This is a genomic window from uncultured Lawsonella sp., from assembly GCF_947252745.1.
Classification (GTDB): domain Bacteria; phylum Actinomycetota; class Actinomycetes; order Mycobacteriales; family Mycobacteriaceae; genus Lawsonella.
On sequence record NZ_CAMXWW010000010.1, the window covers coordinates 13,019 to 38,885 of the forward strand.

Annotated in this window: 20 protein-coding genes; 19 read left to right on the top strand and 1 reads right to left on the bottom strand. The window is 57.1% G+C overall.

All coding sequences use genetic code 11. The annotated features are described in order from the left end of the window. Positions 1-45: 45 nt before the first annotated feature. Complete coding sequence (gene uvrB / locus Q0X28_RS07685) at positions 46-2,244, top strand: excinuclease ABC subunit UvrB (protein WP_298577400.1); 2,199 nt, start codon at positions 46-48, stop codon at positions 2,242-2,244. 54 nt (positions 2,245-2,298) lie between these two features. On the opposite strand, the gene Q0X28_RS07690 is transcribed toward uvrB, so the two are convergent. Continuing rightward, positions 2,299-4,650: an ATP-binding domain-containing protein gene (locus Q0X28_RS07690; RefSeq protein WP_296239696.1), complete on the bottom strand. Its 2,352-nt coding sequence runs from the start codon at positions 4,648-4,650 to the stop codon at positions 2,299-2,301. A gap of 224 nt (positions 4,651-4,874) precedes the next feature. Between Q0X28_RS07690 and uvrA the strand changes: the two genes are divergently transcribed. The 18 genes from uvrA (at position 4,875) to tyrS (ending at position 25,238) form a co-directional block, all read left to right on the top strand. After that, entirely contained in the window at positions 4,875-7,736 is a 2,862-nt protein-coding gene (gene uvrA / locus Q0X28_RS07695; RefSeq protein WP_298577402.1) for an excinuclease ABC subunit UvrA, read from the top strand. Positions 7,737-8,045: 309 nt separating this feature from the next. Next, positions 8,046-8,591, top strand: a complete 546-nt coding sequence (gene infC, locus Q0X28_RS07700; RefSeq protein WP_296239720.1) for a translation initiation factor IF-3 — start codon at positions 8,046-8,048, stop codon at positions 8,589-8,591. Positions 8,592-8,659: 68 nt separating this feature from the next. Then, positions 8,660-8,851, top strand: coding sequence for a 50S ribosomal protein L35 (rpmI, locus tag Q0X28_RS07705; protein ID WP_296239699.1), 192 nt, complete (start codon positions 8,660-8,662; stop codon positions 8,849-8,851). Positions 8,852-8,907: 56 nt separating this feature from the next. Next, entirely contained in the window at positions 8,908-9,291 is a 384-nt protein-coding gene (gene rplT / locus Q0X28_RS07710) for a 50S ribosomal protein L20 (protein ID WP_296239701.1), read from the top strand. Positions 9,292-9,308: 17 nt separating this feature from the next. Beyond that, positions 9,309-10,136: an RNA methyltransferase gene (locus tag Q0X28_RS07715; protein WP_296239702.1), complete on the top strand. Its 828-nt coding sequence runs from the start codon at positions 9,309-9,311 to the stop codon at positions 10,134-10,136. A gap of 60 nt (positions 10,137-10,196) precedes the next feature. Continuing rightward, positions 10,197-11,246 (top strand): phenylalanine--tRNA ligase subunit alpha, encoded by a 1,050-nt coding sequence (gene pheS / locus Q0X28_RS07720; protein WP_296239704.1) that lies wholly within the window; start codon positions 10,197-10,199, stop codon positions 11,244-11,246. Between the two features lie 60 nt (positions 11,247-11,306). Next, entirely contained in the window at positions 11,307-13,799 is a 2,493-nt protein-coding gene (gene pheT / locus Q0X28_RS07725; RefSeq protein WP_298577405.1) for a phenylalanine--tRNA ligase subunit beta, read from the top strand. Between the two features lie 62 nt (positions 13,800-13,861). Continuing rightward, a complete protein-coding gene (gene thiD, locus Q0X28_RS07730; protein WP_298577407.1) occupies positions 13,862-14,707 on the top strand; it encodes a bifunctional hydroxymethylpyrimidine kinase/phosphomethylpyrimidine kinase in 846 nt (281 codons plus the stop codon). A gap of 117 nt (positions 14,708-14,824) precedes the next feature. Further along, a complete protein-coding gene (gene argC / locus Q0X28_RS07735) occupies positions 14,825-15,886 on the top strand; it encodes an N-acetyl-gamma-glutamyl-phosphate reductase (protein WP_296239708.1) in 1,062 nt (353 codons plus the stop codon). A 26-nt stretch (positions 15,887-15,912) separates the two neighbouring features. Continuing rightward, a complete protein-coding gene (argJ, locus tag Q0X28_RS07740; RefSeq protein WP_296239709.1) occupies positions 15,913-17,106 on the top strand; it encodes a bifunctional glutamate N-acetyltransferase/amino-acid acetyltransferase ArgJ in 1,194 nt (397 codons plus the stop codon). A gap of 62 nt (positions 17,107-17,168) precedes the next feature. After that, positions 17,169-18,146 carry an acetylglutamate kinase gene (gene argB / locus Q0X28_RS07745; RefSeq protein ID WP_298577411.1) on the top strand — a complete coding sequence of 326 codons (978 nt, stop codon included), beginning with the start codon at positions 17,169-17,171 and terminating at the stop codon, positions 18,144-18,146. Continuing rightward, on the top strand, positions 18,143-19,357 hold the full coding sequence (locus tag Q0X28_RS07750; protein WP_298577413.1) for an acetylornithine transaminase: 1,215 nt from the start codon (positions 18,143-18,145) through the stop codon (positions 19,355-19,357). Before argB ends, Q0X28_RS07750 begins: the two co-directional genes overlap by 4 nt. 57 nt (positions 19,358-19,414) lie before the next feature. Next, positions 19,415-20,344 carry an ornithine carbamoyltransferase gene (gene argF, locus Q0X28_RS07755; RefSeq protein WP_296239712.1) on the top strand — a complete coding sequence of 310 codons (930 nt, stop codon included), beginning with the start codon at positions 19,415-19,417 and terminating at the stop codon, positions 20,342-20,344. Then, entirely contained in the window at positions 20,337-20,861 is a 525-nt protein-coding gene (locus Q0X28_RS07760; protein ID WP_296239713.1) for an arginine repressor, read from the top strand. Before argF ends, Q0X28_RS07760 begins: the two co-directional genes overlap by 8 nt. Before the next feature lie 95 nt (positions 20,862-20,956). Further along, positions 20,957-22,162, top strand: a complete 1,206-nt coding sequence (locus tag Q0X28_RS07765; protein ID WP_296239715.1) for an argininosuccinate synthase — start codon at positions 20,957-20,959, stop codon at positions 22,160-22,162. A gap of 40 nt (positions 22,163-22,202) precedes the next feature. Further along, positions 22,203-23,651: an argininosuccinate lyase gene (gene argH / locus Q0X28_RS07770; RefSeq protein ID WP_296239716.1), complete on the top strand. Its 1,449-nt coding sequence runs from the start codon at positions 22,203-22,205 to the stop codon at positions 23,649-23,651. Positions 23,652-23,689: 38 nt separating this feature from the next. After that, positions 23,690-23,911, top strand: coding sequence for a Trm112 family protein (locus tag Q0X28_RS07775; protein ID WP_296239717.1), 222 nt, complete (start codon positions 23,690-23,692; stop codon positions 23,909-23,911). 58 nt (positions 23,912-23,969) lie between these two features. Continuing rightward, positions 23,970-25,238 (top strand): tyrosine--tRNA ligase, encoded by a 1,269-nt coding sequence (gene tyrS / locus Q0X28_RS07780; protein ID WP_296239719.1) that lies wholly within the window; start codon positions 23,970-23,972, stop codon positions 25,236-25,238. The last annotated feature ends 629 nt before the right edge of the window (positions 25,239-25,867 follow it).

Genomic DNA, 25,867 nt, shown 5'->3' on the forward strand with positions numbered 1-25,867 from the left:
TAGCATGGAGAAGACCCCTCGTCCCTAGGCATGGAAGGATACGGCGTGGCCTTCGCAACCGAACACCCTGACCTCCCCGAGTCCGGTTACCGGCCGGTCGGCGAGATCCTCCGCACGTCCCAGCCCTTCCGTGTCGAGAGTCCTTTCCAACCCGCTGGCGACCAACCGACCGCAATTGCAGAACTCGCTCGCCGAATTAACCGTGGCGATAGGGACACAGTGTTGATGGGCGCGACGGGTACCGGAAAATCTGCTACCGCTGCCTGGCTCATCGAACAGGTGCAGCGCCCCACCCTGGTCATGGCTCCTAACAAGACATTGGCAGCACAGCTGGCCAACGAACTCCGCACCCTCCTGCCGAATAACGCAGTTGAGTACTTCGTTTCCTACTACGATTACTACCAGCCTGAAGCGTACATCGCGCAAACTGATACCTATATCGAAAAAGACTCCTCCATCAACGAGGATGTGGAACGGCTTCGCCACTCCGCCACCATGAGCTTGCTGTCTCGTCGAGACGTCGTCGTTGTCGCCTCAGTCTCCTGTATCTACGGCTTAGGTACCCCCCAGTCCTACCTTGACCGGTCTATTCTGTTGCGCGTCGGCGACGAACTCGATAGAGATGACTTCATCAAACTGCTCGTAGAGATCCAGTATGACCGTAATGACATCGCTTTTAGCCGTGGTGTTTTCCGAGTCAAAGGCGACACGATCGACATCATCCCCGCCTATGAAGAGCTCGCTGTGCGCATCGAGTTTTTCGGAGACGAGATTGATGGCCTGTACTACCTTAACCCGCTCACCGGTGACATCGTCCGCCCGGTGGACAACCTCCATATTTTTCCCGCTACTCATTACGTGGCCGGCCCGGAACGGATGAAAGAAGCCATCGAGGGAATTCAGCAAGAACTCGATACTCGTCTGCAACAGTTGGAGTCCGCTGGCAAACTGCTGGAAGCGCAACGCCTCCGCATGCGCACCACCTATGACATTGAAATGATGGAGCAGATGGGGTTCTGCTCTGGCATCGAAAACTACTCGCGGCATATTGACGGACGCGGCCCCGGGACCCCACCTGCCACACTGCTCGACTATTTTCCTGACGACTTTCTCACCATCATCGACGAGTCACACGTCACCGTCCCGCAAATCGGTGGCATGTTCGAAGGCGATATGAGCCGCAAACGCAACCTGGTCGAGCACGGGTTCCGGCTGCCTTCAGCACTCGACAACCGGCCACTCACCTTTGACGAATTCGAAGCACGCGTTGGGCAAACCGTCTACATGTCCGCCACCCCCGGCCCCTTCGAACTTGAGGCAGCTCATGGGGAGGTAGTCGAACAGGTTATTCGCCCCACCGGGCTCATCGACCCCAAAGTAGTCGTCAAACCCACCAAGGGACAGATCGATGACCTCCTCGCAGAAATCCGGGAACGAACCGCCCAGGACGAGCGCATCCTCGTCACAACTCTGACGAAAAAGATGGCGGAAGACCTCACCGACTACCTGCTGGAACGAGGAGTTCGCGTACGCTATCTTCACTCCGACATCGATACACTGCGGCGAGTCGAACTGCTCCGCCAGCTACGACTTGGCTCCTATGACGTACTAGTCGGTATTAATCTCCTCCGGGAGGGCCTCGACCTCCCGGAAGTGTCCCTCGTGGCGATTCTCGACGCTGATAAAGAAGGTTTCCTCCGATCCCGTACCTCCCTGATCCAGACAATTGGACGTGCTGCCCGAAACGTCAGTGGCGAAGTGCACATGTATGCGGACTCGATCACCGACTCGATGCGGGATGCTATTGACGAGACAGAGCGGCGCCGCGCCAAACAGATTGCCTACAACGAGGAACATGGGATCGATCCACAGCCACTCCGCAAACAGATTACGGATATTCTCGACGAGCTTTATGACGACCTCGATGGCACCACTGAAACTGCTGCGCATGAGATGAAGAAAGGTTCCCGACTGGCGGCGCGAACTCAACAACACGCGCAGCGCGGCAAACTCGATACCGCAGGGAAACGTGGTACCGGTGGGGAAAGTGCAGTGCCGGGAATGGACAATCTGGATACTGCACACATGCCGCGGAAGCGCATGGAAGCTCTTATTGTTGAGCTCACGGACCAGATGGCCACGGCCGCACGTGATCTCCAGTTTGAGATCGCTGCCCGTCTCCGAGACGAAATTGCAGATCTCAAACGGGAAGTGCGCCACATGGAAGAAGCCGGAATCGAGTAATCGCCACTCCCAGTTCGGAGAGCTGTCGGTCGCTTGCCGCGCTTAGGTGGTGAGTTACTCCACCAGCGCAGATAGACAGTAGGGCAGTGCCCCTTCGTGTACAACGGCAAGTGATTGGGTAGCACGTGTCATCGCCACAAATAGATCATTGAGACCTTGCGGAGACGCCTCTACTATTCCGACTGGATCAGTGACGATAACGTAGTCGTACTCCAGTCCCTTCGCGTCCTGTACCAGTGATACTGGTGCGCCCACAAGTGTTTTGAGGGGTTGATCTGAGGACTCGTCCATCAGTGCACTCAGTACAGCAGGGGATACTAGGATGCCGCAGCTACGGTGCTCATCCGGGTAGAGGCGGGCGAGCTCTTGCACGGTGCGCCGTAGTGCTGTACTCCATTGCTCCTCACCGCGATCAATGAGCTCCACCTCATGCTGCGAACTGCGGATGGAACGAGGGAGGCGGGCTGCCGGATTGATTTCCGCCAACACACCCTCACTCGCCTCCATAATCTGCCGGGTTGTCCGGTAATTGACCGACAGTGTAAAAGAACGCCAGCGATTCCTCACATAGGGAGAAAGCGCATCCTCCCACTGTTCCACGCCAGCTGGATTAGAGGTCTGCGCAGTATCGCCAACAATCGTCATCCACCGGTTTGGTGACCGGCGCATCACCATGCGCCAGGCGAGCGGAGAGAGCTCCTGGGCCTCATCAATAATGACATGCCCATAAGCCCATTCGCGGTCGTGTGCGGCACGCTCTGCGGTGGTGAGGAAGGATTGGTCCGTGTGACGATCAGCCAGCCGGCGAGCGTCAATGATGTCGTAGGCCGCGAGAATCTCGCTATCGGATTCATCCTCGAACTCGAGAGATGCAGACGCCTTGAGAATGTCGAGGGCATCCTGCGCATCCTCGACCATCTGTTGCCAGTTATCACCGGGGGTGGCGTCGGCCTGGGAACGTGGTGGGCGCCCTAACTGTTCTGCTGCCTCGTCGAGGAGCGGCACGTCTGCCACAGTGAACGGGTTACCCTCCGGTCGCAGCAGAAAGTCAATATCGCCTGCAGGGAGGATGCCTGCGCAGGCGTCTTCCGCATGCGTTCTTTCTGTGAGTAGTCGCGTCACTACACGCTCGGCAGTCAAGATGGGCCAGTGCTCGTCGACCAGAGACTGCACTTCGGGGGAGTGCAGCAGGTCCTCCGTCAAATCCGCAATATCGGAGCGGGACAGTAGCATACCAGGGCGATCCGGACGCTCAGGGTCAGTGCCAATCTCCGCCGCGTAAGCCTCCACAATCTCCTCAACCAAGGTGTCATGGAACATCTGCCGGGCTCGATTATGGGGGCGCCTGCTGGAGCGTGCCCGCCCACGTGCCCGCCGAATCATTCGAGGGGTGACAGAGAATGGCGTTCCATCAACATGAATGGTGACGGGTTCTGCGAGCACTGTCTGCCATGCCCGAATGGCCTGCTTGAGGACATCGACCATGAGTAACGACCCCTTGACTTCTTGCGCAGCTAGGCTGTCTTCAGATCGTGCAGTCACACCAGGGAACATATCTCCCAGGGTCATGAGCACTACGCCAGTCTCGCCCAGTGAAGGGAGCACACGGTTAATGTAGCGCAGGAAGGTGTCGTTAGGGCCGATTATGAGTACGCCAGAGCGTTCTAGGATAGATCGGAACGTGTACAGCAAATATGCGGCGCGGTGCAGCGCAACAGCGGTTTTACCGGTACCAGGGCCCCCTTCCACCACGACAACGCCGCGATGTTCGCAACGAATAATTTCGTCCTGTTCCCGCTGGATCGTCGCCACAATATCCGTCATATGACCAGTACGGGGCGCATTAAGCGCTTTCAATAGTGCGGACTCAGAAGCGACACCATCCGCCATGTCTTGTGGATCGGGATAACCTGTGGGGGTGTCGCCATGCGTCAAGAACTCGTCCGAAAGGGATGTGAGTTTGCGGCCCAACGAGTGGATAGTGCGCCGGCGCCACACCCCCTCCGGGTGCGCGGTAGTCGCCAAATAGTAGGGGCGTGCTAAGGGGGCACGCCAATCCACCAACATGGGGCGACAGTCGTGGTCATTGTCCAGTAATCCCATGCGGCCGATATAGCGAGTCGCCTCTGCCTCTATGTGGGTGTCATCAATCGCCTCGGGAACGATGTCGATTCGCCCAAAACAGAGCCCGGCCTGAGACTCGTCAATGGCACGAATCTGGGACGTATAGAGTGCGTTGTAGGATTCTCGTTCACTGCGTGCCTGTGGAGTGCCCCCAGATTGGGCTAAGACAGCCTGTAGTTTGGCCACAGTAGCTGCACGTTCTTCCTCTGCCAACTGATAGACCGCCGCCAGATGGTGTTCTTCGGCATCCCAAGAGTCGGGCAGGGGGAGGGGAGTTGGCACGAGCGTACTCCTTACACAGATAGCAACATTCACGTCACCTGCAGGGTAGCGGGTAACGGCGCACAACAAGATAATCCATTATTCCAGATCCCTACCGGTGGATCTCTTCCGCCACTCGAAATGCGCACGTTCCGCGTCGGGCTGTTGGCTACTGGCGAACATGCCGAGAGGTCGTTTGACGAGGTCGTTACGATGAGTGGGAGAAGCTCATCGAAGGAGGACAGATGGCGGAACGCCTGGTTGTGCGGGGCGCACGCGAACACAATTTGAAAGGTGTTGACCTCGACCTGCCCCGCGATGCGTTCATCTGTTTCACCGGTCTTTCGGGTTCCGGTAAATCCTCCCTCGCCTTCGACACAATCTTTGCTGAAGGCCAACGTCGTTACGTGGAGTCCCTTTCTGCTTATGCGCGGCAGTTCCTGGGACAGATGGATAAACCCGACGTGGAGATTATCGAGGGATTGTCTCCGGCAGTGTCTATCGATCAGAAGGCGACCAATCGGAATCCTCGCTCGACGGTGGGTACTATCACCGAAATCTACGATTATCTCCGTCTGCTTTATGCGCGTGCCGGTACTGCACACTGCCCAGAGTGTGGTGCAGTTATTTCTCGGCAGACGCCACAGCAGATTGTCGATCAAGTGTTGACACTGCCAGAACGAGAGAAATTCCAGATTCTGGCTCCGGTGGTGCGCACTCGAAAAGGTGAGTTCCACGAACTCTTTACTCGTCTCCAAAGCGAAGGTTTTGCGCGTGTTCGAGTAGATGGGCGCATCTATCCACTGAGTGAACCCCCCACTCTCAAAAAGCAAGAGAAGCACGATATCGACGTCGTGGTTGACCGCATGATGGTGAAGGCTTCAGCGAAGCAGCGTCTGACCGATTCCATCGAAACGGCGTTAAATCTGGCAAACGGCATTGTCGTCATTGAATGGGTGGACAAACTCGAGGACGATCCGGACCGCATGATGCGATTCTCGGAGCGAATGGCATGCCCGAATGGCCACCGTCTCGACCTTGATGAAATGGAGCCCCGCTCGTTTTCCTTCAACTCTCCCTATGGTGCCTGCCCGGACTGTGATGGGTTGGGGTCGCACATGAAGCTCGATCCTGCACTTATTGTGCAGGATGGGGACAAGAGCCTGGCAGAAGGGGCAGTTTTGCCGTGGGCGTATGGAGCTAACCAAAGCTACTTCCAGAAGCTGTTGGGCGGTCTTGCGGAGGCTATGGACTTTTCTATGGATACTCCCTGGGATGAGCTCACCGCGGCACAGCGCAAGGGCGTGCTATATGGGTCGTCTCATGAAGTGCATGTGAGCTATAAGAATCGGTTCGGCCGACGGCGCAGCTACGCCGCTCCCTTCGAAGGCGTCATCCCATATATCAACCGTAAGCTCGAGTACACCGATTCGGAGAGTCTGAAAGAGCGCTACCAGTCGTTCATGCGGCCGGTACCGTGTGAGTCCTGTCAGGGAAAACGCCTGCGGCCTGAGATTCTGGCGGTCACTCTTGCCACCGATGACGGTCGTGAACTCAGTATTGCAGATATGACCGATCTGTCGATTGACGAGTGCCTGGAGGTCATCAATCGCCTTCAGCTCGGAAGCAGGGAAGCTGAGATTGCGCACAGTATCATCAAAGAAGTTCGTGCTCGCCTCCAGTTCCTGCTGGATGTGGGGTTGAACTACTTGACGCTGTCGCGTGCCGCGGCCACTCTGTCTGGAGGGGAAGCGCAGCGTATTCGGCTCGCCACTCAGATCGGATCAGGGCTGGCTGGGGTCTTATATGTTCTCGACGAGCCGTCCATTGGGTTGCATCAGCGGGATAATCGGAAGCTCATTGCCACTCTTAAACGTCTCCGCGATCTCGGAAACACTCTCATTGTTGTGGAGCACGACGAAGAGACGATGCAGGAAGCTGATTGGGTTGTTGACATTGGTCCAGGCGCTGGCGAATTCGGTGGAGAGATTGTCTATTCAGGGTCCTACGAGGGGCTTCTGAAGGTCGAGAATTCGCTCACTGGTGCCTATTTGTCCGGACGACGCACCATTGCAGTACCTGCCGTCCGGCGCCCGGTAGATCCGGATCAGACTCTCACTGTGGTGGATGCGCGTGAGAATAATTTGCAGCACATTGATGTGCAGTTCCCATTGGGCGTACTAACTTGCGTGACAGGTGTCTCTGGCTCGGGCAAGTCGACCTTGGTGAACGATATTCTCGCGACCGCCCTAGCGAATGAGCTTAACCATGCTCGACAGGTGCCGGGTTCCCACAAGCGGATCGAGGGGTTGGAGCACCTGGACAAATTGGTACAGGTGGACCAGTCACCTATTGGGCGTACTCCCCGCTCTAACCCAGCAACCTATACCGGAGTTTTCGATAAGATCCGTGGGCTTTTTGCTGCTACTCCTGATGCCAAAATGCGAGGTTACAAACCCGGTCGCTTCTCCTTCAATGTGAAGGGAGGCCGGTGCGAAGCCTGCCATGGTGATGGCACGATCAGAATCGAGATGAACTTCCTCCCGGATGTCTACGTGCCGTGTGAAGTCTGCCATGGCCGTCGCTATAACCGGGAGACGCTGGAGGTGCGCTACAAGGGCAAGAACATCTCTGAGGTGTTGGATATGCCCATTGTTGAAGCTGCTGAGTTCTTTAAGCCCATTACGAGTATCCACCGTTATCTCAGCACATTGGCGGATGTGGGCTTGGGATATGTGCGGTTAGGGCAGCCTGCGACCACGCTGTCTGGGGGTGAGGCGCAGCGTGTCAAATTAGCTTCTGAACTGCAGAAACGCTCCACTGGGAGTACGGTCTACATCCTTGATGAACCGACTACCGGGCTGCACTTTGAGGACATCCGCAAGCTGCTCGACGTCATCAATAGTCTGGTTGATAAGGGCAATACAGTTATCGTCATCGAACACAATCTTGACGTCATTAAATCTGCAGATTGGGTTATTGATCTCGGACCCGAAGGAGGATCCGGTGGCGGTCGCATTGTAGCGGCGGGAACTCCTGAAGAAGTTGCACAGGTTCCGGAGTCCTTCACTGGGCAGTTTTTGGCAGAGATGCTTACTTCGTCGTAGAGCGGGTCTGGTTCGTAAGAAATTCTGTGTGGCGCTGAATTGGTATTCCAGGGCTTTTTCGGTACACTCGTGGCTAAGACCGTCTGAAGCATGCTTCAGAAGCAAGTGGAGTCCCATCCCACCAGTCGACGTCAGGAGCGCCGCTCCGATTGTTTCCTGGTCCGTTAGGTCCCTTCTCCCGTGTATGTCGGGTAGTGAGGATAGTTAACGGTCGATGGGCCCTGCCGGTAAGAATGCCGCCGCGGGGCTTTTTCGTGGATGCGATGGGATCACTTCGGTCACCAGAATCCGAACTATTGAGGAGTCCCCATCAGCAATCAAGACGCCCGCATTAATGAGCGAATCCGTGTTCCCGAAGTCCGCCTGGTAGGCCCCAACGGGGAACAGGTGGGCATTGTACGTGTGGAGCAGGCTCTCAAGCTGGCGTACGAGGCTGACCTCGACCTGGTTGAGGTCGCTCCCAATGCCCACCCACCTGTGTGCAAGATCATGGACTACGGCAAGTTCAAGTATGAGGCTGCGCAGAAAGCTCGCGAAGCTCGCAAGAACCAGCAGCAGACCGTGATCAAGGAGCAGAAGCTTCGTCCCAAGATCGACGACCACGACTATGAGACCAAGAAGGGAAACGTTGTTCGTTTCCTTAATAAAGGTTCCAAGGTCAAGGTGACCATCATGTTCCGTGGACGTGAACAATCTCGTCCTGAGCTGGGCTACCGCCTGCTTGAACGACTCGCCAATGACGTCGAAGAGTACGGCTTTGTCGAGGCTCGTCCGAAGCAAGATGGCCGCAATATGACGATGGTTATTGCTCCCCACCGTGGGAAGAAGACTCGTCAGCAGGCTGGAGAAGACTAACCCGGGTTAGCTCCTCCGCCCCTAGGATCCCCCGATCAGCCCCTGATCACGAGAAGAACTGAGGAATAATGCCTAAGCAGAAGACCCACAAGGGAACCGCTAAGCGTTTCAAGAAGACCGGCAGCGGCAAACTCTCCCGCGAGATGGCCAACAAGCGTCACCTCCTGGAGCACAAGTCCTCCCGTCGCACCCGTCGCATCTCCGGCACCACTGACGTTGCCGTTGCTGACGTGAAGCGCGTGAAGCGCCTCCTCGGCTAATACCTAGCCAGCACCCCCAAGACTTTTTATCCCCTAACAATCGACAGGATGACATCGTGGCACGAGTAAAGCGGGCAGTGAATGCCCAGAAGAAGCGTCGCACCGTACTGGAAGGTGCCTCCGGCTACCGCGGTCAGCGTTCCCGCCTCTACCGCAAGGCTAAGGAGCAGACTCTCCACTCAATGACTTACTCCTACCGGGACCGTCGTGCCCGTAAAGGAGACTTCCGCAAACTGTGGATTGCGCGTATCAACGCTGCTGCCCGCCAGAACGATATGACCTACAACCGCTTCATGCAGGGTCTGCGTCTGGCAGGCGTCGAGCTGGATCGTAAGGTCCTCGCGGAAATCGCCGTCTCTGACGCCGCTGCCTTCGCCGCTCTGGTGGATACCGCTCGCAAGGCACTGCCGGAGGACGTCAACGCCCCCGCTGCTGAGTAGCAGTAAGGCGCACGCCTGTGGCACATCACGCTTCCGAACGACCCGCGGAGATCTTCACCGAACGAACTCCGCGGGTCGTTTCTGCAGCTAAACTTCACCGCCCCGCACAGCGACGCAAAACTGGGCAGTTCCTCGCAGAAGGGTGGAACGCCGTTTCCGAGGCCATTCGCTATGGTGACGTTGTTGATATCTACGTCACTGAAGACGCCTCCGCACGCTATGCCAGTACGCTGGTGAGCGCGCGTGATCGTCGCTTGCACATTCACTACATCAGCCCGAAAGCAGACAAGCTCCTCACTGACACTGTCTCGCCGCCGGGCATTTACGCTGTCTGCCAGTCGGCGGTGACTGATCTTGCGACAGCTCTCGGCCAACAGCCTCATCCACAGCTGGTACTGGTGGGTGTCGACACGAATGATCCCGGCAATGCGGGGACAATGATCCGGCTCGCCGACGCCTTTGGCGCAGATCTTGTAGTTTTCGCGGGTCACTCAGTGGATCCCGAGAACACGAAGTGTGTGCGCTCGTCCGCTGGCAGCATCTACCACCTGCCAGTATGCCGGGAGAGTGATACAGAAGCCGCTCTCAGCGTGCTGCAAAGCTGCGGCATCCAGTTGCTGGCAACAAGATTGGACGGCGAGGTGCGTCTGGATCAAGCGGGGGAGCTGTTGACCCGTCCTACAGCGTGGTTGATGGGCAGCGAAGCACACGGTCTCGACCCGTCTGTTGCCGCACAAGCTGACCACACTGTGGCCATTCCTATCCGAGGTCGGGCGGAAAGCCTGAACCTCGCTGCCGCAGCCTCGATCTGCCTCTATACCTCAGCAACGACACAGCAGGTGTGAAGCCCAGCCGGGTGATGCACTACGCTAGAGGTTTGAAAGACGTTTATTCCAAGGAGAATCATGACGCAGGAAAACCAGCCCGCAGATCTGAGTGAAGAGACACTCAACAGTTACGCTGAAGCCGCTGCGGCTGCGTTTACCGCCGCCACTAACCTCGACGAGCTTGCTGCCGCACGCACCCACCACCTCGGCGAGAAATCCCAGCTTGCGCTAGCACGCCGCTCCCTCGGCTCCATCGCGAAAGAAACCCGAAAAGAAGCCGGTCGCGCTGTGAACGTGGCACGTGGCATTGCTGAACGTGCCTTCGGTGAACGGAAGGCCGCTCTGGAAGAAGAACATGCGGCGAACCTGCTGATCGCTGAGTCGATCGATGTATCGCAACCCTCTACCCGTCAGCCGGTGGGTGCACAGCACCCGATCACCATGATTGCCGATCAGATCTCCGACATCCTCATCGGTATGGGGTGGGAAATTGCGGACGGACCTGAGGTGGAGACCGAACAGTTCAACTTCGACATGCTGAACTTCCTGCCGGATCACCCCGCCCGGACAATGCAGGATACCTTCCACATTGCACCGGAAGATTCCCGTGTTGTCCTCCGCACTCACACCTCGCCTGTGCAGGTGCGCACCCTACTTTCGCGAGAACTGCCCATCTATATCGGCTGCCCTGGTCGTACCTTCCGTACTGACGAGCTGGACGCCACCCACACCCCGGTATTCCACCAGGTTGAGGGTCTGGCTGTCGATAAGGGCCTCACCATGGCAGATCTGCGTGGTGTGCTAGACCACCTCGCCAAAGCACTTTTTGGTCCGGAGACGAAGACGCGCATGCGCGCTAACTATTTCCCCTTTACGGAACCCAGCGCAGAGGTCGATGTTTGGTTCCCCGATAAGAAGGGTGGAGCCGGTTGGGTCGAATGGGGCGGCTGCGGCATGGTGAACCCCAATGTGCTGCTTGCCGCTGGTATCGATCCGGAGGAGTACTCCGGCTTCGCCTTCGGCATGGGCTTGGAGCGCACATTGCAGTTCCGCAATGGCATTTCCGATATGCGCGACATGGTGGAAGGCGACATTCGATTCACCCTTCCCTTCGGTATCCGCTCCTAAACCCAGCACATACCCCCCAGACTTCTATTCCACTCGCTTCCCCGCTTACAAGGATGTACCGTGTTCGTTCCCCAAAGTTGGCTCACTGAGACCCTCGACAAGTGCAACCCGGGCTGGTCTGTCAGTACCGCAGACCTCGACGCTGGTTTCGTGAAGGTTGGTTTCGAAATCGAGGGTGTTCCGCAGCCTCTTCCCACCATTACTGGGCCGCTGGTGGTGGGCCAGGTAATGGAGATCGAAGAGCTAGAAGGTTTTAAAAAGCCGATCCGTTTCTGTCATGTGGAGGTGGGAAACGACAATGGAGAGCTGCAGGAAATTATCTGTGGTGCGCGCAATTTCAAGCTCCACGACCTTGTCATCGTGGCACTTCCCGGGACTGTCCTCCCTGGCGGCTTTGAGATAAGCGAACGTAAAACCTATGGACACATGTCCCGTGGCATGATGTGCTCGGCAACCGAGCTGGGAATTGGGCAGGACCACTCCGGCATTATTACCCTGCGACCGGGAACTGCCGAGCCGGGTAGCGACGCCTACCAACTCCTGCAGCTCGATGACGCGGTCTTTGAAGTGAACATCACCCCCGACCGTGGTTATGCACTGTCGATGCGTGGTTTGGCACGTGAGATTGCAACCTCCTTCGGTCTCACCTACCAGGACATTGCGGTCGAACAAGAACTCGGAAATGAGGGAGAGGCGTGGCCCGTTACTCTTTATCCCGAGACTGGTGCAGATCGCTTCATTGCACGTCGCGTGACGGGTATCGATCCGCAGGCTGTCACCCCCTGGTGGATGCAGCGGCGTTTGCTGCTCTCCGGTGTGCGCCCTATCAGACCAGCTGTGGATGTAACGAACTATGTCATGTTGGAGCTCGGGCAACCGATGCATGCATACGATGTGGCGAAACTGCAGGGCGGTATTACCGTGCGGTGCGCCCTGGCTGGCGAGAAGCTCGTTACCCTTGATGATGTGGAACGAGAGCTGTCTGCGGAAGATGTTGTCATTGCGGATGATTCTGGTGCCATCGGTTTGGCCGGTGTGATGGGCGGCGCCTCCACCGAAGTAGGGGAGGAGACCACTGACATTCTCCTCGAAGCCGCGCACTTCGATTCTCTCCATGTTTTCCGCACTGGACGCCGTCATAAGCTCAGCTCGGAATCGTCCCGTCGCTTCGAGCGCAAAGTCGACCCAGTCGTCTGTCGTGCTGCTGCTGACCGTGCAGCTACTCTCCTAGTAGAGATTGCCGGTGGCACCGTAGAGCCGTTACTGACCGATGTCGGCGATATTTCCCCAGTTGTGCCCATTGTGTTCCCCGAGAACCGGCCTAGTGCTGTCGCTGGTGTGGATTATCCCGCTGGTACCGCCCGTCGTCGCTTGGAAGAGGTGGGATGCACGGTCGAGGACACCCCCGGTGAGGCCGGCATGCTGACTGTCACCCCGCCGACGTGGCGCCCTGATCTGCAGATGCGCGCTGACCTGGTGGAAGAAGTGTTGCGGTTGGAGGGGCTGGAGCAGATTCCGGTTCGGCTCCCGCATGCACCGTCTGGTCGTGGTCTGACCCCGGAGCAGCGCCGTCGCCGCATTGTGAATAAAGCGTTGGCGTATGCCGGCTACGTGGAGATTCTCCCCACCCCCTTCATGTCTAACAAGGTGTTTGACGAGTGGGGTTTGGCAGCGGACGATCCACGGCGGACTGTGACCACTGTGCTCAATCCGCTCGATTCGGACTACGCCTGCTTGGCGACGACGCTGCTCCCCTCCATGTTCGATGTGGTGAAGCGGAATGTCTCGCGAGGCCAGCGCGATCTGGGCCTTTACGGGGTGGAAGAAGTATGCCTTCCGGATGAGTCCACTCGCCCCATGCCTATGCTGCCCACTGATAAGCGTCCTTCTGATGATGAGATTGCCGAGTTGATGGCTGCTCTCCCCAAACAGCCGCTGCATGTGGCTGCGGTGCTCACTGGTCTGCGTGAGCAAGCTGGCCCGTGGGGTAAGGGCCGCGCGACCGATGTGTGGGACATTATTGAAGCCGCACGTCAGGTCGGTCGGGCGGTAGGTGCCGAATTCCGCTTCGAGAAGGCTGATCTGCTGCCGTGGCATCCGGGCCGTTGTGCTGCCGTCTATTTGGGTGATGAGCTGGTCGGCTACGCCGGTGAAGTCCACCCGCAGATGCTTGATAAGTGTGGCTTGCCCGCCCGTATGTGTGCCATGGAGCTTAATGTGTCGGCTCTGCCCACGGCATACCAGGGGCAGTCTCCGGTCGTTTCCCCCTACCCACCGGTGTATCAGGATGTTGCCCTGGTGGTGGCGAAGGATGTTCCGCAGGCGGATATCGCTGCTGCCCTGTATGAGGGTGGTGGAGACTTGCTGGAAAGCGTCAAGCTCTTCGACATTTATGAGTCGGAGCAGCTGGGTGTGGACAAGCGGTCGTTGGCCTTTGCGCTGAGCTTCCGGTCGCCAGAGCGGACGTTGACGGAAGAAGACGCTTCGGCTGCTCGTGATGCGGCTGTGGCAGTTGCTGCCGAGCGTTTCGGCGCGGAGCTGCGGACTGTCTAAAGACTTCCGGCGCGGCCGGGGAACAGGGCGACGACAGCGGAATTTAGTGGAATGATGTGTGCATGACCTTTATTCCACGAGAAGTTCCGCGCGTCTTGTCGATTGCTGGCACCGACCCCACTGGTGGTGCGGGTCTACAAGCAGATCTGAAGTCTATCGCGGCAGCAGGCGGCTATGGCATGGCTGTGGTGACGGCGTTGGTGGCTCAGAACACCTGCGGCGTTCGTTCCGTCCATACTCCGCCCTTGAGCTTTTTGCAGGAGCAGTTTGATGCCGTCACCGATGATGTTGTTATTGATGCGGTGAAGATTGGCATGCTGGGCGATACGGCTATTACCCAGCTAGTCAGCGAATGGCTGCAGCAAGTGAAGCCGCCGGTGGTTGTTCTGGACCCGGTTATGGTGGCCACTAGTGGGGATCGGCTTTTGACCGCAGAGGCTGAGGAGGCAATGCGTGGCTTGGTCGAGACTGTTGGTGACGTAGCTGACCTTGCTGTTGTGACGCCTAATGTTCCAGAACTTGCGGTGTTGGCGGGGGAGGGCCGTGCCGAGAGTTTGGGGGAGGCGTTGGCGCAGGGTGAGCGTGTGCTAGCGACGACGCAGGCGGCTGTGCTGGTGAAGGGTGGTCATCTGGAGTCGGAGACGATGACGGATACGCTGCTGCAGCGGGACGCCGATGCGGCCACATTTACCCATCCGCATGTGGCGACACCCAATACGCATGGGACGGGCTGTTCGCTGTCGTCTGGTTTGGCGACTCGCATTGCGCAGTCGGGAGACGTGGTGCGAGCGACTCAGTTGACGACTGACTGGTTGTATGGTGCCATTTTCCATTCCGATCTTTTGGAGGTCGGCAAGGGGCATGGGCCGGTATTCCATGGGTGGGAGACGAATCCGAGCTGCCAGTAGTGATCGTATGCTGACTGGTAATGGGCCGTTTTCAGGCGATGAGTTGGGTGGACAACGGGTGCTCGGGACAGCCTGAAAAGTTTTGAATAATCTTGCAAGATGGTGAATAATCAAAGAATGAGTATATTAGTCGCAGTTGCTGGAGCCACCGGATACGCAGGAGCCGAGATTCTTCGTCTCCTGCTCACCCATCCCGCCTATCAGAATGGCGAGCTCACCATTGGGGCCCTGTGCGCCAACAGCAACGCCGGTCAAAAGGTAGGGGAGTTCCATCCGCACCTGGCGCCACTTGCCGAGCGAACCTTTGTTGAAACCTCTCTCGAAACACTGCAGGGACACGACGTCGTCTTTATGGCGTTGCCACATGGCAACTCGGGCAAGCTAGCCCACTCCCTCAGTGATGCAGCCGCCGCCTCCGGAAACGCGGGCCCGCTTGTTATCGACTGTGCAGCAGACTTCCGCCTCCGTGATGCGCATGCCTGGGAGAAGTGGTACCAGTGCGAGTACCAGGGATTCTGGACCTACGGTCTGCCGGAACTCCCCGGTCACCGAGACGCAGTGCGTGCTGCGCGCACCGTCGCAGTACCCGGCTGTTTCCCCACCGGCGCTTCTCTCGCCCTGTACCCCGCGGTCCAAGCCGGCATTACCGATGGGGATCTTTCCGTGGTCTCTTTCTCGGGTACCTCTGGCGCTGGAAAGGGAGCCAAGGTCGCCAACCTCCACGCCGAGGTAAGCGGTTCGGCGAAAGCTTATAACGTTGCCGGCCGGCACCGTCACACCCCAGAGATCCTGCAGAACATGCAAGAACTCACTGAGCAGGACCTGACAGTGAGTTTTACTCCGGTACTAGCCCCTATGGCGCGCGGCATCCTCACCACCGCTTTTGCGACCACCCACGCCACTCCAGAAGGGGTACAGAAACTCTACGAAGAGGCCTATCGTGATGAGCCTTTCGTCCAGGTGCTTCCCTATGGACAGCAACCACAATCGAAGTCTGTAGTGGGATCCAACAACGTCCAAATTGCTGTCGACGTCGATACTGCCGCACACCGACTCGTCATTACCGCAGTCATCGATAACCTCGTGAAGGGTACTGCCGGCGCTGCGCTGCAGTGCATGAACCTTATGTTGGGATGGCCGGAAACCACCGGCCTCTACACCGTAGGTCTCGCCCCCTAACATCTTCCAAGAAAGAGAAAACTATCATGACTATCACCCGCACCGCTGGGGTGACCGCCGCACAAGGGTTTCGTGCTGCTGGGGTAGCTGCCGGCGTGAAAAAACACGGTGGACTAGATATGGCCCTCGTCGTCAATGAGGGGCCGCGGCTCACCGCAGCTGGCGTGTTTACCTCCAATCGATTCCAGGCTGCTCCCGTCCTTTGGTCGCGAGAAATTCTCACCGGTGGAGAGCTGCGTGCGGTCGTCCTGAACTCTGGCGGAGCCAATGCGTGTACCGGCGCAGCAGGGCTGGAAGATGCTAAAGAAGAAGCAATTCATCTCGCATTGCAGCTGACGGATGCCGGTATCCCCACTAACGCTGGACAGGTTGCGATCTGTTCGACCGGTGTCATCGGCGATCGGCTTCCTATGCCAGCCATTTTGGGGGGAATCGAGGCACTTCCGGGTCTCTTAGGAGATACCCAAGAGAAGGGACTGGAAGCCGCAAGCGCCATTATGACCACTGACACCGTCGCCAAGCAGAGTGAATACACCTCTGCGGCGGGATGGAAAGTAGGGGGCATGGTGAAGGGAGCTGGCATGATCGCGCCGAGCCTCGCCACCATGCTCTGCGTCATCACCACTGACGCTATTGCCAACCAGGCGGATCTTGAAGCTGCTCTGCGCTTCTCGGCTACCTATAGTTTTGACCGCCTGGATGTTGATGGCTCAACCTCCACGAATGACACTGTGCTGGTGATGGCAAACGGGGCGAGTGGTGTGGTCGCCAACCAGGCAGAACTCACTGAAGCCATTTTTGCGGTCTGTGACGACCTTGCGGACCAAATGATGAGTGATGCAGAGGGTGTAACGAAGTGCTGCACCATTACCGTTATGGGAGCGGAGACTGAAGCTGACGCTCTTACTGCTGCGCGCGTCGTTGCGCGTGACAACCTGGTGAAGACTGCACTTTTCGGAGAAGACCCGAACTGGGGTCGTGTTCTCGCCACTTTGGGTGTTGCCCCGGTAGCGATGGATGTTCTCAAGGTGACGGTAGCGTTCAACGGCAAAGAGGTGTTCGCGAATGGCGGCGGCCTCCCCGATGCTCGCTCTATTGATATGACAGGCGATCGTATCCATGTTGAGATCAATCTTGGTGTAGGCGAGGGGACCGCCAGTATCCGCACCACCGATCTTTCCCATGCTTATGTTGAGATCAACTCGGCATACACAACCTAATGTTGATGTCATCCCTGTATACCTATTACACCAATACACGATAAAGAGGTTCTGAGGTCATCATGAATAGTGAGACCGACCAGGACGCGATTGAACAGTCGCTCCATATTCCTGAACTCAACCCCCAACAGCGTGCCGCTGTCTATACCGAGGCCTTGCCGTGGATCCAACAATTCGCTGGCAAGATTATCGTCGTCAAATATGGCGGAAATGCCATGGTGGATGACCGGCTTAAAGCCGCTTTCGCCAAAGACATGGTGATGCTGCGTGCGTGCGGAGCTCACCCTGTTGTCGTTCATGGTGGTGGGCCGCAGATTAACTCCATGCTGTCCCGTTTGGGTATTGAAGGGGAGTTCCGGGGTGGGTTCCGCGTTACCACAGACGAAGTGTTGGATGTTGTCCGCATGGTGCTTTTCGGCAAAGTTGGCCGTGAACTCGTGGGCCTCATCAATAAGTTTGGAGCCTACGCTGTGGGTATTTCCGGCGAGGATGCGCAACTGCTCACTGCGCGGAAACGCACCGTCCTCGTGGAGGGAGTTCCCACTGATATCGGCTTGGTCGGCGATATCACGGAAGTTAATCCTGATGCGGTGTATGACCTTATCAATGCAGGCCGTATCCCTGTCGTAACGACGATTGCACCCGACCCGGATGGGCAGGTCTTCAACGTTAACGCGGACACTGCCTCAGCTGCGCTGGCGGTTGCCCTGGAGGCAGAGAAGCTCGTTATGCTGACAGATGTGGACGGTTTCTACACAGACTGGCCGAATAAAGACAGTCTTGTCACCCGTATCGATGCCGACACCTTGCGAGGTCTGCTACCTTCTCTGGAATCTGGCATGGTCCCCAAGATGGAAGCATGTCTGCGTGCCGTTGATGGGGGAGTCCCCGCAGCCCATGTGATTGACGGTCGTATCGGCCATTCAGTCTTACTCGAGCTTTTTACTGAAGGCGGTATCGGCACTATGGTGGTGCCCCAAACGTCTGCACCTACCACTCAAAATCACTCCACTCATTCTCGTGAGGATAACCGCTCATGACGTCTACATCTCCCCTCCAGCAGAGCTGGACAAACACCATGATGAATGCCTACGGTACGCCTGCCCTCGGGCTGGTGCGCGGCAAGGGCTGCATTGTTGAAGATGAAAACGGTGAGGAATACCTGGACCTCCTCTCGGGTATTGCTGTCAACTGTCTGGGGCATCAGCATCCCGCCATTATCAAGGCGGTCACCGATCAGCTGCATACTCTCGGACACACCTCAAACTTTTTTGTGCACCCACCCGAGGCGAAACTGGCAGAGCGCCTAGTTGCAGCATTCGGAAGCGACCAACCTACCCGCGTCTTCTTCTGCAATTCTGGGGCGGAAGCCAATGAAATCGCTTTTAAGCTTTCCCGGCTGACAGGCCGTCGCCGCATCCTCACTCACCTTGATGGTTTCCATGGGCGGACGATGGGATCGCTTGCGCTCACTGGTCAAGAAAAGAAACGTGCTCCCTTTGAGCCTATGCCAGCAGGCGTCGAATACTTCCCCTTCAACGATTTCGCAGCCTTGCAGGCACTGGTGGAAAAGGACCCGAAGAATACTGCCGCCGTCATGATTGAGCCGATTATGGGTGAAGCAGGCGTCAAGGTACCCGATGACGACTACCTCCGAAAGATTCGTGACCTCACGAGCCGTTACGGCATCCTCATGATCTGCGATGAAGTGCAGACGGGTGTCTACCGTACCGGAGATATGTTCTGCTCACGGGCACAGGGTGTCGTCCCCGATGTAGTAACGCTCGCTAAAGGCCTGGCGGGTGGCTTCCCTATTGGAGCCGTCCTTGCAACCGGACGCGCAGCAGACTTCTTCCAGCCGGGCTCACACGGCACGACTTTCGGGGGCAATCCTTACTCGTGTGCTGCCGGTAACGCGGTGCTGGACACCATTGAAGCGGAGAAGCTGGGTGACCATGTGCGTGAGATGGGGAAGCGGTTTATGTCGTCCCTCGCGGCCCTGCACCTGCCGATGGTGACGGAAATTCGAGGACGTGGTCTGCTAATCGGCGTTGAATTAGCAGACGCTATTGGCCCCTTGGTGGAACAGGCAGCCCGCGATGCAGGCTTCATTATCAATGCCGCCCGGCCTAATGTGCTCCGTATTGCACCACCGCTCATCATCAGCAATGAACAGATTGATCAAGCTGTTGCCGCCCTCCCCGGTATCCTCGATACCGCATCCCGTGCCGCTGCTGCTGCACAGTCCTAAGCCGTCTTATTGCTTTTACCCTTTACCTTTAACCGACTAGCCAAGGAGAATCACCGTATGTTGCGCCACTTCCTCCGCGACGACGATCTGACCCCCGCTGAGCAGCTCGAAGTTCTCGAGCTTGCCGATGCGTTAAAGAAGGCTCCTTACTCGAGCCGACCTTTGGAAGGGCCGCAATCTGCTGCCATTCTTTTCGACAAGACTTCTACTCGTACACGTTTCTCTTTTGATACCGGTGTCGCTCAGCTGGGAGGCAACCCCATTGTTGTGGAAGCTGGAGTGACCCAGATCGGCAAAGGCGAGTCTATTGAAGACACCGCCCGCGTTTTCTCCCGTTTTGTCTCCCTTATTATTTGGCGAACCTATGGGCAGGATCGGGTTGAGGATATGGCTGCGGCAGCTACCGTTCCTGTTATCAACGCCCTCACCGATGACTGGCATCCCTGTCAGATTTTGGCGGATCTCCAAACGATCCGGGAGAACTTCGGCAAGACGGAAGGGCTCACCCTCACCTACCTGGGTGACGGCGCCAATAACATGGCGAATTCACTCTTAGTGGGTGGCCTTACGGCAGGGATGAACGTGCGTATCGGTGCGCCGGAAGGGTTTACCCCGCGCGCAGACATCCTGGAGGCAGCCCGTCAGCGAGCAGAGCTCACAGGGGCAGAATTCCTCATCACCCACGACCCGGTGGAAGCGGCGCAGGGAACCAATGTTGTCTACACCGACACATGGGTGTCGATGGGGCAGGAAAACGATGGCCTCGACCGTGAAGGCCCCTTCCGCCCGTTCCAAGTTAATGATGAGCTAATGGCGCATGCTGCGAAGGACGCGATTTTCCTCCACTGCCTACCGGCTTATCGGGATAAGGAGGTCACCAACTCCGTCATCGAAGGGCCTCAGTCCCGTGTCTTCGATGAAGCAGAGAATCGCCTTCACGCTCAGAAGGCCATCATGGTGTGGCTCCTGGAGAAGCTCAATGCCTAACACGGCAGGCGCTCCCGTCAAGAGCACCATGGCGGGTACTCGGGCTGGACGGCAGGCTCGAATCATCGGCTTACTCATTGAGCATCGGGTACATAGCCAGCCACAACTGTTGGAACTGCTCGCTGAGGAAGGTATCGCCGTCACCCAAGCGACTCTTTCGCGGGATCTGGACGAGCTCGGTGCAGTGAAGCTCCGAGCGGCCGACGGTGGCCAAGGCACCTATGTCATTCCTGAAGATGGCAGTCCGGTTAAGGGCGTTGAGGGGGGTACCGCCCGTCTTGCGAAACTGCTCAGCGAACTGTTGGTCTCTGCAGAAGCATGTCAGGCCATGGTAGTGTTGCGGACTCCTCCAGGGGCGGCGCACTACCTTGCTTCCGCTCTTGATCGGGCGAATCTTCCAGAAGTGGCCGGATGCATCGCTGGTGATGACACCATCTTCGTCCAGACTAGAGAGTCCTATGAGGGGGCTGAGGTGGCAGCTAGCTTTGCGAAGCTCATTGGAAAACACCCGCAATAGGGTGTCTCTTCACCGTCACAACTACAGATCAGCGACGTTTTAGTCGATAATGGAAAGCGAGCGCGTCCGACGCTCGCCAAGGAAAGGAAACATTCATGCCAAAGCGTGTTGTACTGGCCTACTCCGGTGGCCTGGACACCTCCGTTGCTATCAGCTGGATCGGCCACGAAACTGGCGCCGAAGTTATTGCGGTCTCCATTGACCTCGGCCAGGGTGGCGAGGACATGGAGTCCATCCACCAGCGTGCCCTCGGCTGTGGCGCCGTAGAATCCGTGATCGTTGATGCTCGCGATGAATTCGCCGATGACTTCTGCCTGCCGGCCATCAAGGCCAATGCCATGTACCAGAATCAGTACCCGCTGGTATCTGCCTTGTCCCGTCCTCTTATCGTGAAGCACCTTGCGGCCGCCGCCAAGGAATTCGGCGCAGACGCTATTGCACACGGATGCACCGGCAAGGGTAACGACCAGGTGCGTTTCGAAGTTGGCTTCAACGCCCTCGTCCCCGATGCAGAAGTTATCGCCCCGGTGCGCGACTACGCCTGGACCCGTGAGAAGGCTATTGCTTTCGCAGAGGAGCACGACCTTCCCATTAACGTCACCAAGAAGTCCCCGTTCTCCATCGACCAGAACGTCTTCGGTCGCGCCGTGGAGACCGGCTACTTGGAAGACCTGTGGAACGCTCCCACCAAGGACGTCTACTGCTACACCGAGGATCCCAGCGTGAACTGGGCTGCTCCCGATGAGGTCATCATCTCCTTCAAGGAAGGCAAGCCGGTGGCTCTCGATGGCCGCCAGATGAGCCTTCTCGAAATCATTCAGGAACTCAACCGTCGCGCTGGTGCCCAGGGTATCGGCCGTATCGACATGGTGGAGGACCGTCTCGTCGGCATTAAGTCGCGCGAGATCTACGAAGCACCCGGCGCCGTCACCCTCATCCGTGCGCACCGTGAGATGGAAAATGTCTGCATGGAGCGCGAACTTACCCGCTTCAAGAACCGCATCGAAGACCGCTGGACTGAACTGGTCTACGACGGTCTCTGGTACAGCCCGCTGAAGGAATCCCTCGATGCCTTCATCGACGAGTCCCAGAAGCACGTCACCGGTGATATCCGTCTGGTTATGCACGGCGGCAACATCAATGTGAACGGTCGTCGTTCGGACGAGTCCCTTTACGACTTCAACCTGGCTACCTACGACGAGGGTGACTCCTTCGACCAGACCCTCGCCAAGGGCTTCGTGCAGCTGCACGGTCTGTCCAGCAAGATCAACGCGCAGCGTGATCAGCGCCTGGCCAACTAAGCCCGTCACTTTACTCACTACCATTCGATAAGGACCCCCCATGAGTTCTTCCCCCCGTCACGAGACTAATAAGGGATCGCTGTGGGGAGGACGCTTCGCCGACGAACCTGCACAGGCGATGGCTCTCCTCTCCAAGTCCACCCAGTTCGACTGGGTACTCGCCCCCTATGACATCCGCGCGTCGAAAGCGCATGCGCGGGTGCTCAACCGGGCGCAGCTTCTCTCGGACGAGGATCTTGCCACTATGGTGGCAGGGCTTGATCAGCTCGCGGCGGATGTAGCTTCTGGTGCATTCCAGCCAGCTGAGGATGACGAGGATGTGCATGGCGCGCTAGAACGTGGCCTTATCGAACGAGTAGGACCACAGGTCGGTGGGCGCCTCCGTGCGGGGCGTTCTCGTAACGACCAGGTTGCCACGCTTTTCCGCATGTGGGTGCGCGATGCGCTCCGACGCGTCGGAGTTGAGGTCTTGGGTTTGGCCGATGCGCTTGTTGCCCAGGCCGATGCCCATATGGGTGTCATCATGCCCGGTAAGACCCACTTCCAGGCGGCGCAGCCGGTGCTCCTTTCCCACCAGCTGCTCGCCCACGTGCACCCCTTGCTGCGTGATATCGACCGACTCAAGGACCTTGACCGCCGCGCCGCCGTCTCCCCGTACGGCGGCGGTGCGCTGGCCGGTTCCACTCTTGATCTCGACCCTGAAGCCATCGCCGCAGAGCTTGGCTTCGCCGATGCCTCGGATAATTCCTTGGACGGAACGGCATCCCGAGATTTCGTCTCAGAATTCGCCTATGTACTGGCGCAGATTGCTGTTGACGTGTCCCGCCTAGCGGAAGAAATTATTGCCTGGTCGACCCCCGAATTCAGCTACGTGACATTGGCAGATGCGTGGTCTACGGGCAGCTCCATCATGCCGCAGAAGAAGAATCCCGATGTTGCGGAACTTGCACGCGGCAAGGCCGGACGCCTGATCGGCAACCTTTCCGGTTTGTTGGCGACCTTCAAAGCACTGCCGCTTGCCTATGACCGCGACCTGCAGGAAGACAAAGAACCAGTGTTCGATTCCGTCGCGCAACTGGAAATGACGCTGCCCGCAATGGCGGGTTTGGTGCGCACACTGGTCTTCCATGAGGATCGGATGCGTGAGCTTGCTCCCCGCGGCTTCACTCTGGCTACCGATATTGCTGAGTGGATGGTAAAGCAGGGCGTCCCGTTCCGACAGGCACATGAGGCCGCAGGCGGCTGTGTCCAGGTTGCGGAACAGCGAGGAGTAGAACTAGCAGACTTGACGGATGCAGAGTTTGCCTCCGTTGACCCCGCTCTTACCCCCGAGGTCCGCTCCGTTCTTACCATTGAGGGTTCAGTGGCGTCCCGCAAGACCCGTGGCGGTACTGCTGAGCCACGCGTACGCGAGCAGCTGGAGCGAGTGCGGGCGGCTATTGCTGCTGACGTTGCTTTCGTTGAATTACCCACCATCCCTGCCGAATAGCGTTCTCGAGAAAGCTCTGCAGAAGAGAAGGAAGTGCCATGGCCACTGAGATTGATCCCGCATTGCTCCAGATTTTGGCGTGCCCAGAGGACAAGGGGAGCGTGCTGTATGTTGCGGGTGAATGCATCTACAACCCGCGTCTCCACAAGGCGTATCCCATCCGTGATGGGATTCCCGTCATGCTGATGAACGAGGCTCGCCAGGTTTCCGATGCCGAGCATGAGCGGCTTATGAGTGTCGCCGTTGACCCACGGGCCTGAATGACATACCAACACGAGAAGTTTTACGTACGTCCACCACTACTAGGAGTTACTGGTCATGGATAACATCATTGATGAATTGACGTGGCGCGGGCTGATTCAGCAGTCCACCGATATCGACGAGATGCGCGACGCTATCAACGATGGACCGATCACCCTTTATTGTGGTTTCGACCCCACGGGTCCTAGTTTGCATGCCGGTCACCTTATTCCGTTGCTGCTTTTGCGACGTTTCCAGAAGGCGGGGCATCGGCCGATTGTGCTAGCGGGTGGTGCTACTGGCCTTATTGGTGATCCGCGTGACGTGGGCGAGCGGGTCATGAATTCAGAGGATACGGTTGCCGACTGGGCAGAACGTATCAAGAACCAGCTTGAGCGCTTCGTGACGTTTGATGATTCCGACACTGGTGCGATTGTCGAAAATAATATGCACTGGGTGGGGGAGTTGTCGGCTATCGACTTCCTGCGTGGTTTAGGAAAGAACTTTTCACTGAACACGATGTTGTCGCGTGAAACCGTCAAGCGGCGTCTCGAGACAGATGGCATTTCCTACACGGAATTCTCGTACATGATCCTGCAGGCAAATGACTTTGTAGAGCTTAACCGTCGCTACGGGTGTGTATTGCAGGTGGGTGGTTCTGATCAGTGGGGCAACATTGTCGCCGGTATTGACCTTAACCGCCGCGTCAATAATGCCAAGGTGCACGGCATTACGGTGCCATTGGTGACGAGCTCGGACGGTAAGAAGTTTGGTAAGTCCACAGGTGGCGGCTCACTCTGGCTCGATCCGGAGATGACGAGTCCCTACAAGTGGTACCAGTACTTTCTCAACACTAATGATGCAGACGTCATTAAGTACTTGCGCTGGTTTACCTTCCTCACGAAGGAGGAGCTAGACGAGTTAGCTGTCGAGGTTGAGGCGAACCCGGGTGCACGCAAGGCGCAGCGACGTCTGGCTGATGAGATGACGACCTTGGTCCATGGCGAAGCCGCAACTGAGGCTGTGAAAGCAGCAAGTGCAGCACTCTTTGGAAAGGGTGACCTGCAGACACTGGATGGGGCAACACTGGGAGCTGCGCTGCAAGAAGCGGGAGCGATCGACATTGATAAGGATATGAATGTCACGATTGTTGATCTGCTGATAGAGACAGGTTTGTGCTCGTCTAGGGGTGAAGCCCGCCGCACCATTAAGGAAGGCGGATGTTCTGTGAACAATGAGCGGATCAGTGACGAGTCATGGATTCCTGCCGGAGCAGACTTACTGCCGGGGAATTGGCTATTGGTGCGTCGCGGCAAGAAAAATATGCGAGGTGTTCATATCAAGTAGCGGTAGGCAGCGAAATAAGACGCTGTTGCGCTGATATGTATGAACCAAGAAAGACCCCATCCGAGGTAGTCGGGTGGGGTCTTTTTCTGTGTCTGAACAACGATTAATGAGGTTTGGAGCGAGAGGAATGTCAATTATTGACAATCTTTATCCATTTCTTTTGGAGGGTATCTCTAAAATATGCTGCTTTTTTGGTAAAAATGAGAATTAATCACATCATCAATAATAATGCTTTATGACTATATGGGATATGTTTTGCGAAGTGGGGAATCTGTTGAAAATCGGTACAAAACCGCCAAATTGTTCGGAAACCGGGTTTGAACAGCCGATTTGCTAAACGTTGGAACGGTGCGTAATCTTTAACAGGTCAGCGAGACGCGGACACCGACCCGCCGAGACAATCGGAATGGTGAACGAGGCTGGACGCGAAGCTGATTCTTACGGATACCTTTCCGTCTCGTACGAATCACCTCCACGGTGAGATACGAAAATTGCGGATCAGGATTTGACACTGATTCCGCTGAGGGGTAACTTAGAGAAGCGCTTTCCGCAGGGGCATAACGCCTGCATGTGGTGAGTGGGCATGTTGTTTGAGAACTCAACAGTGTACTGATTTTATTGAATGCCAA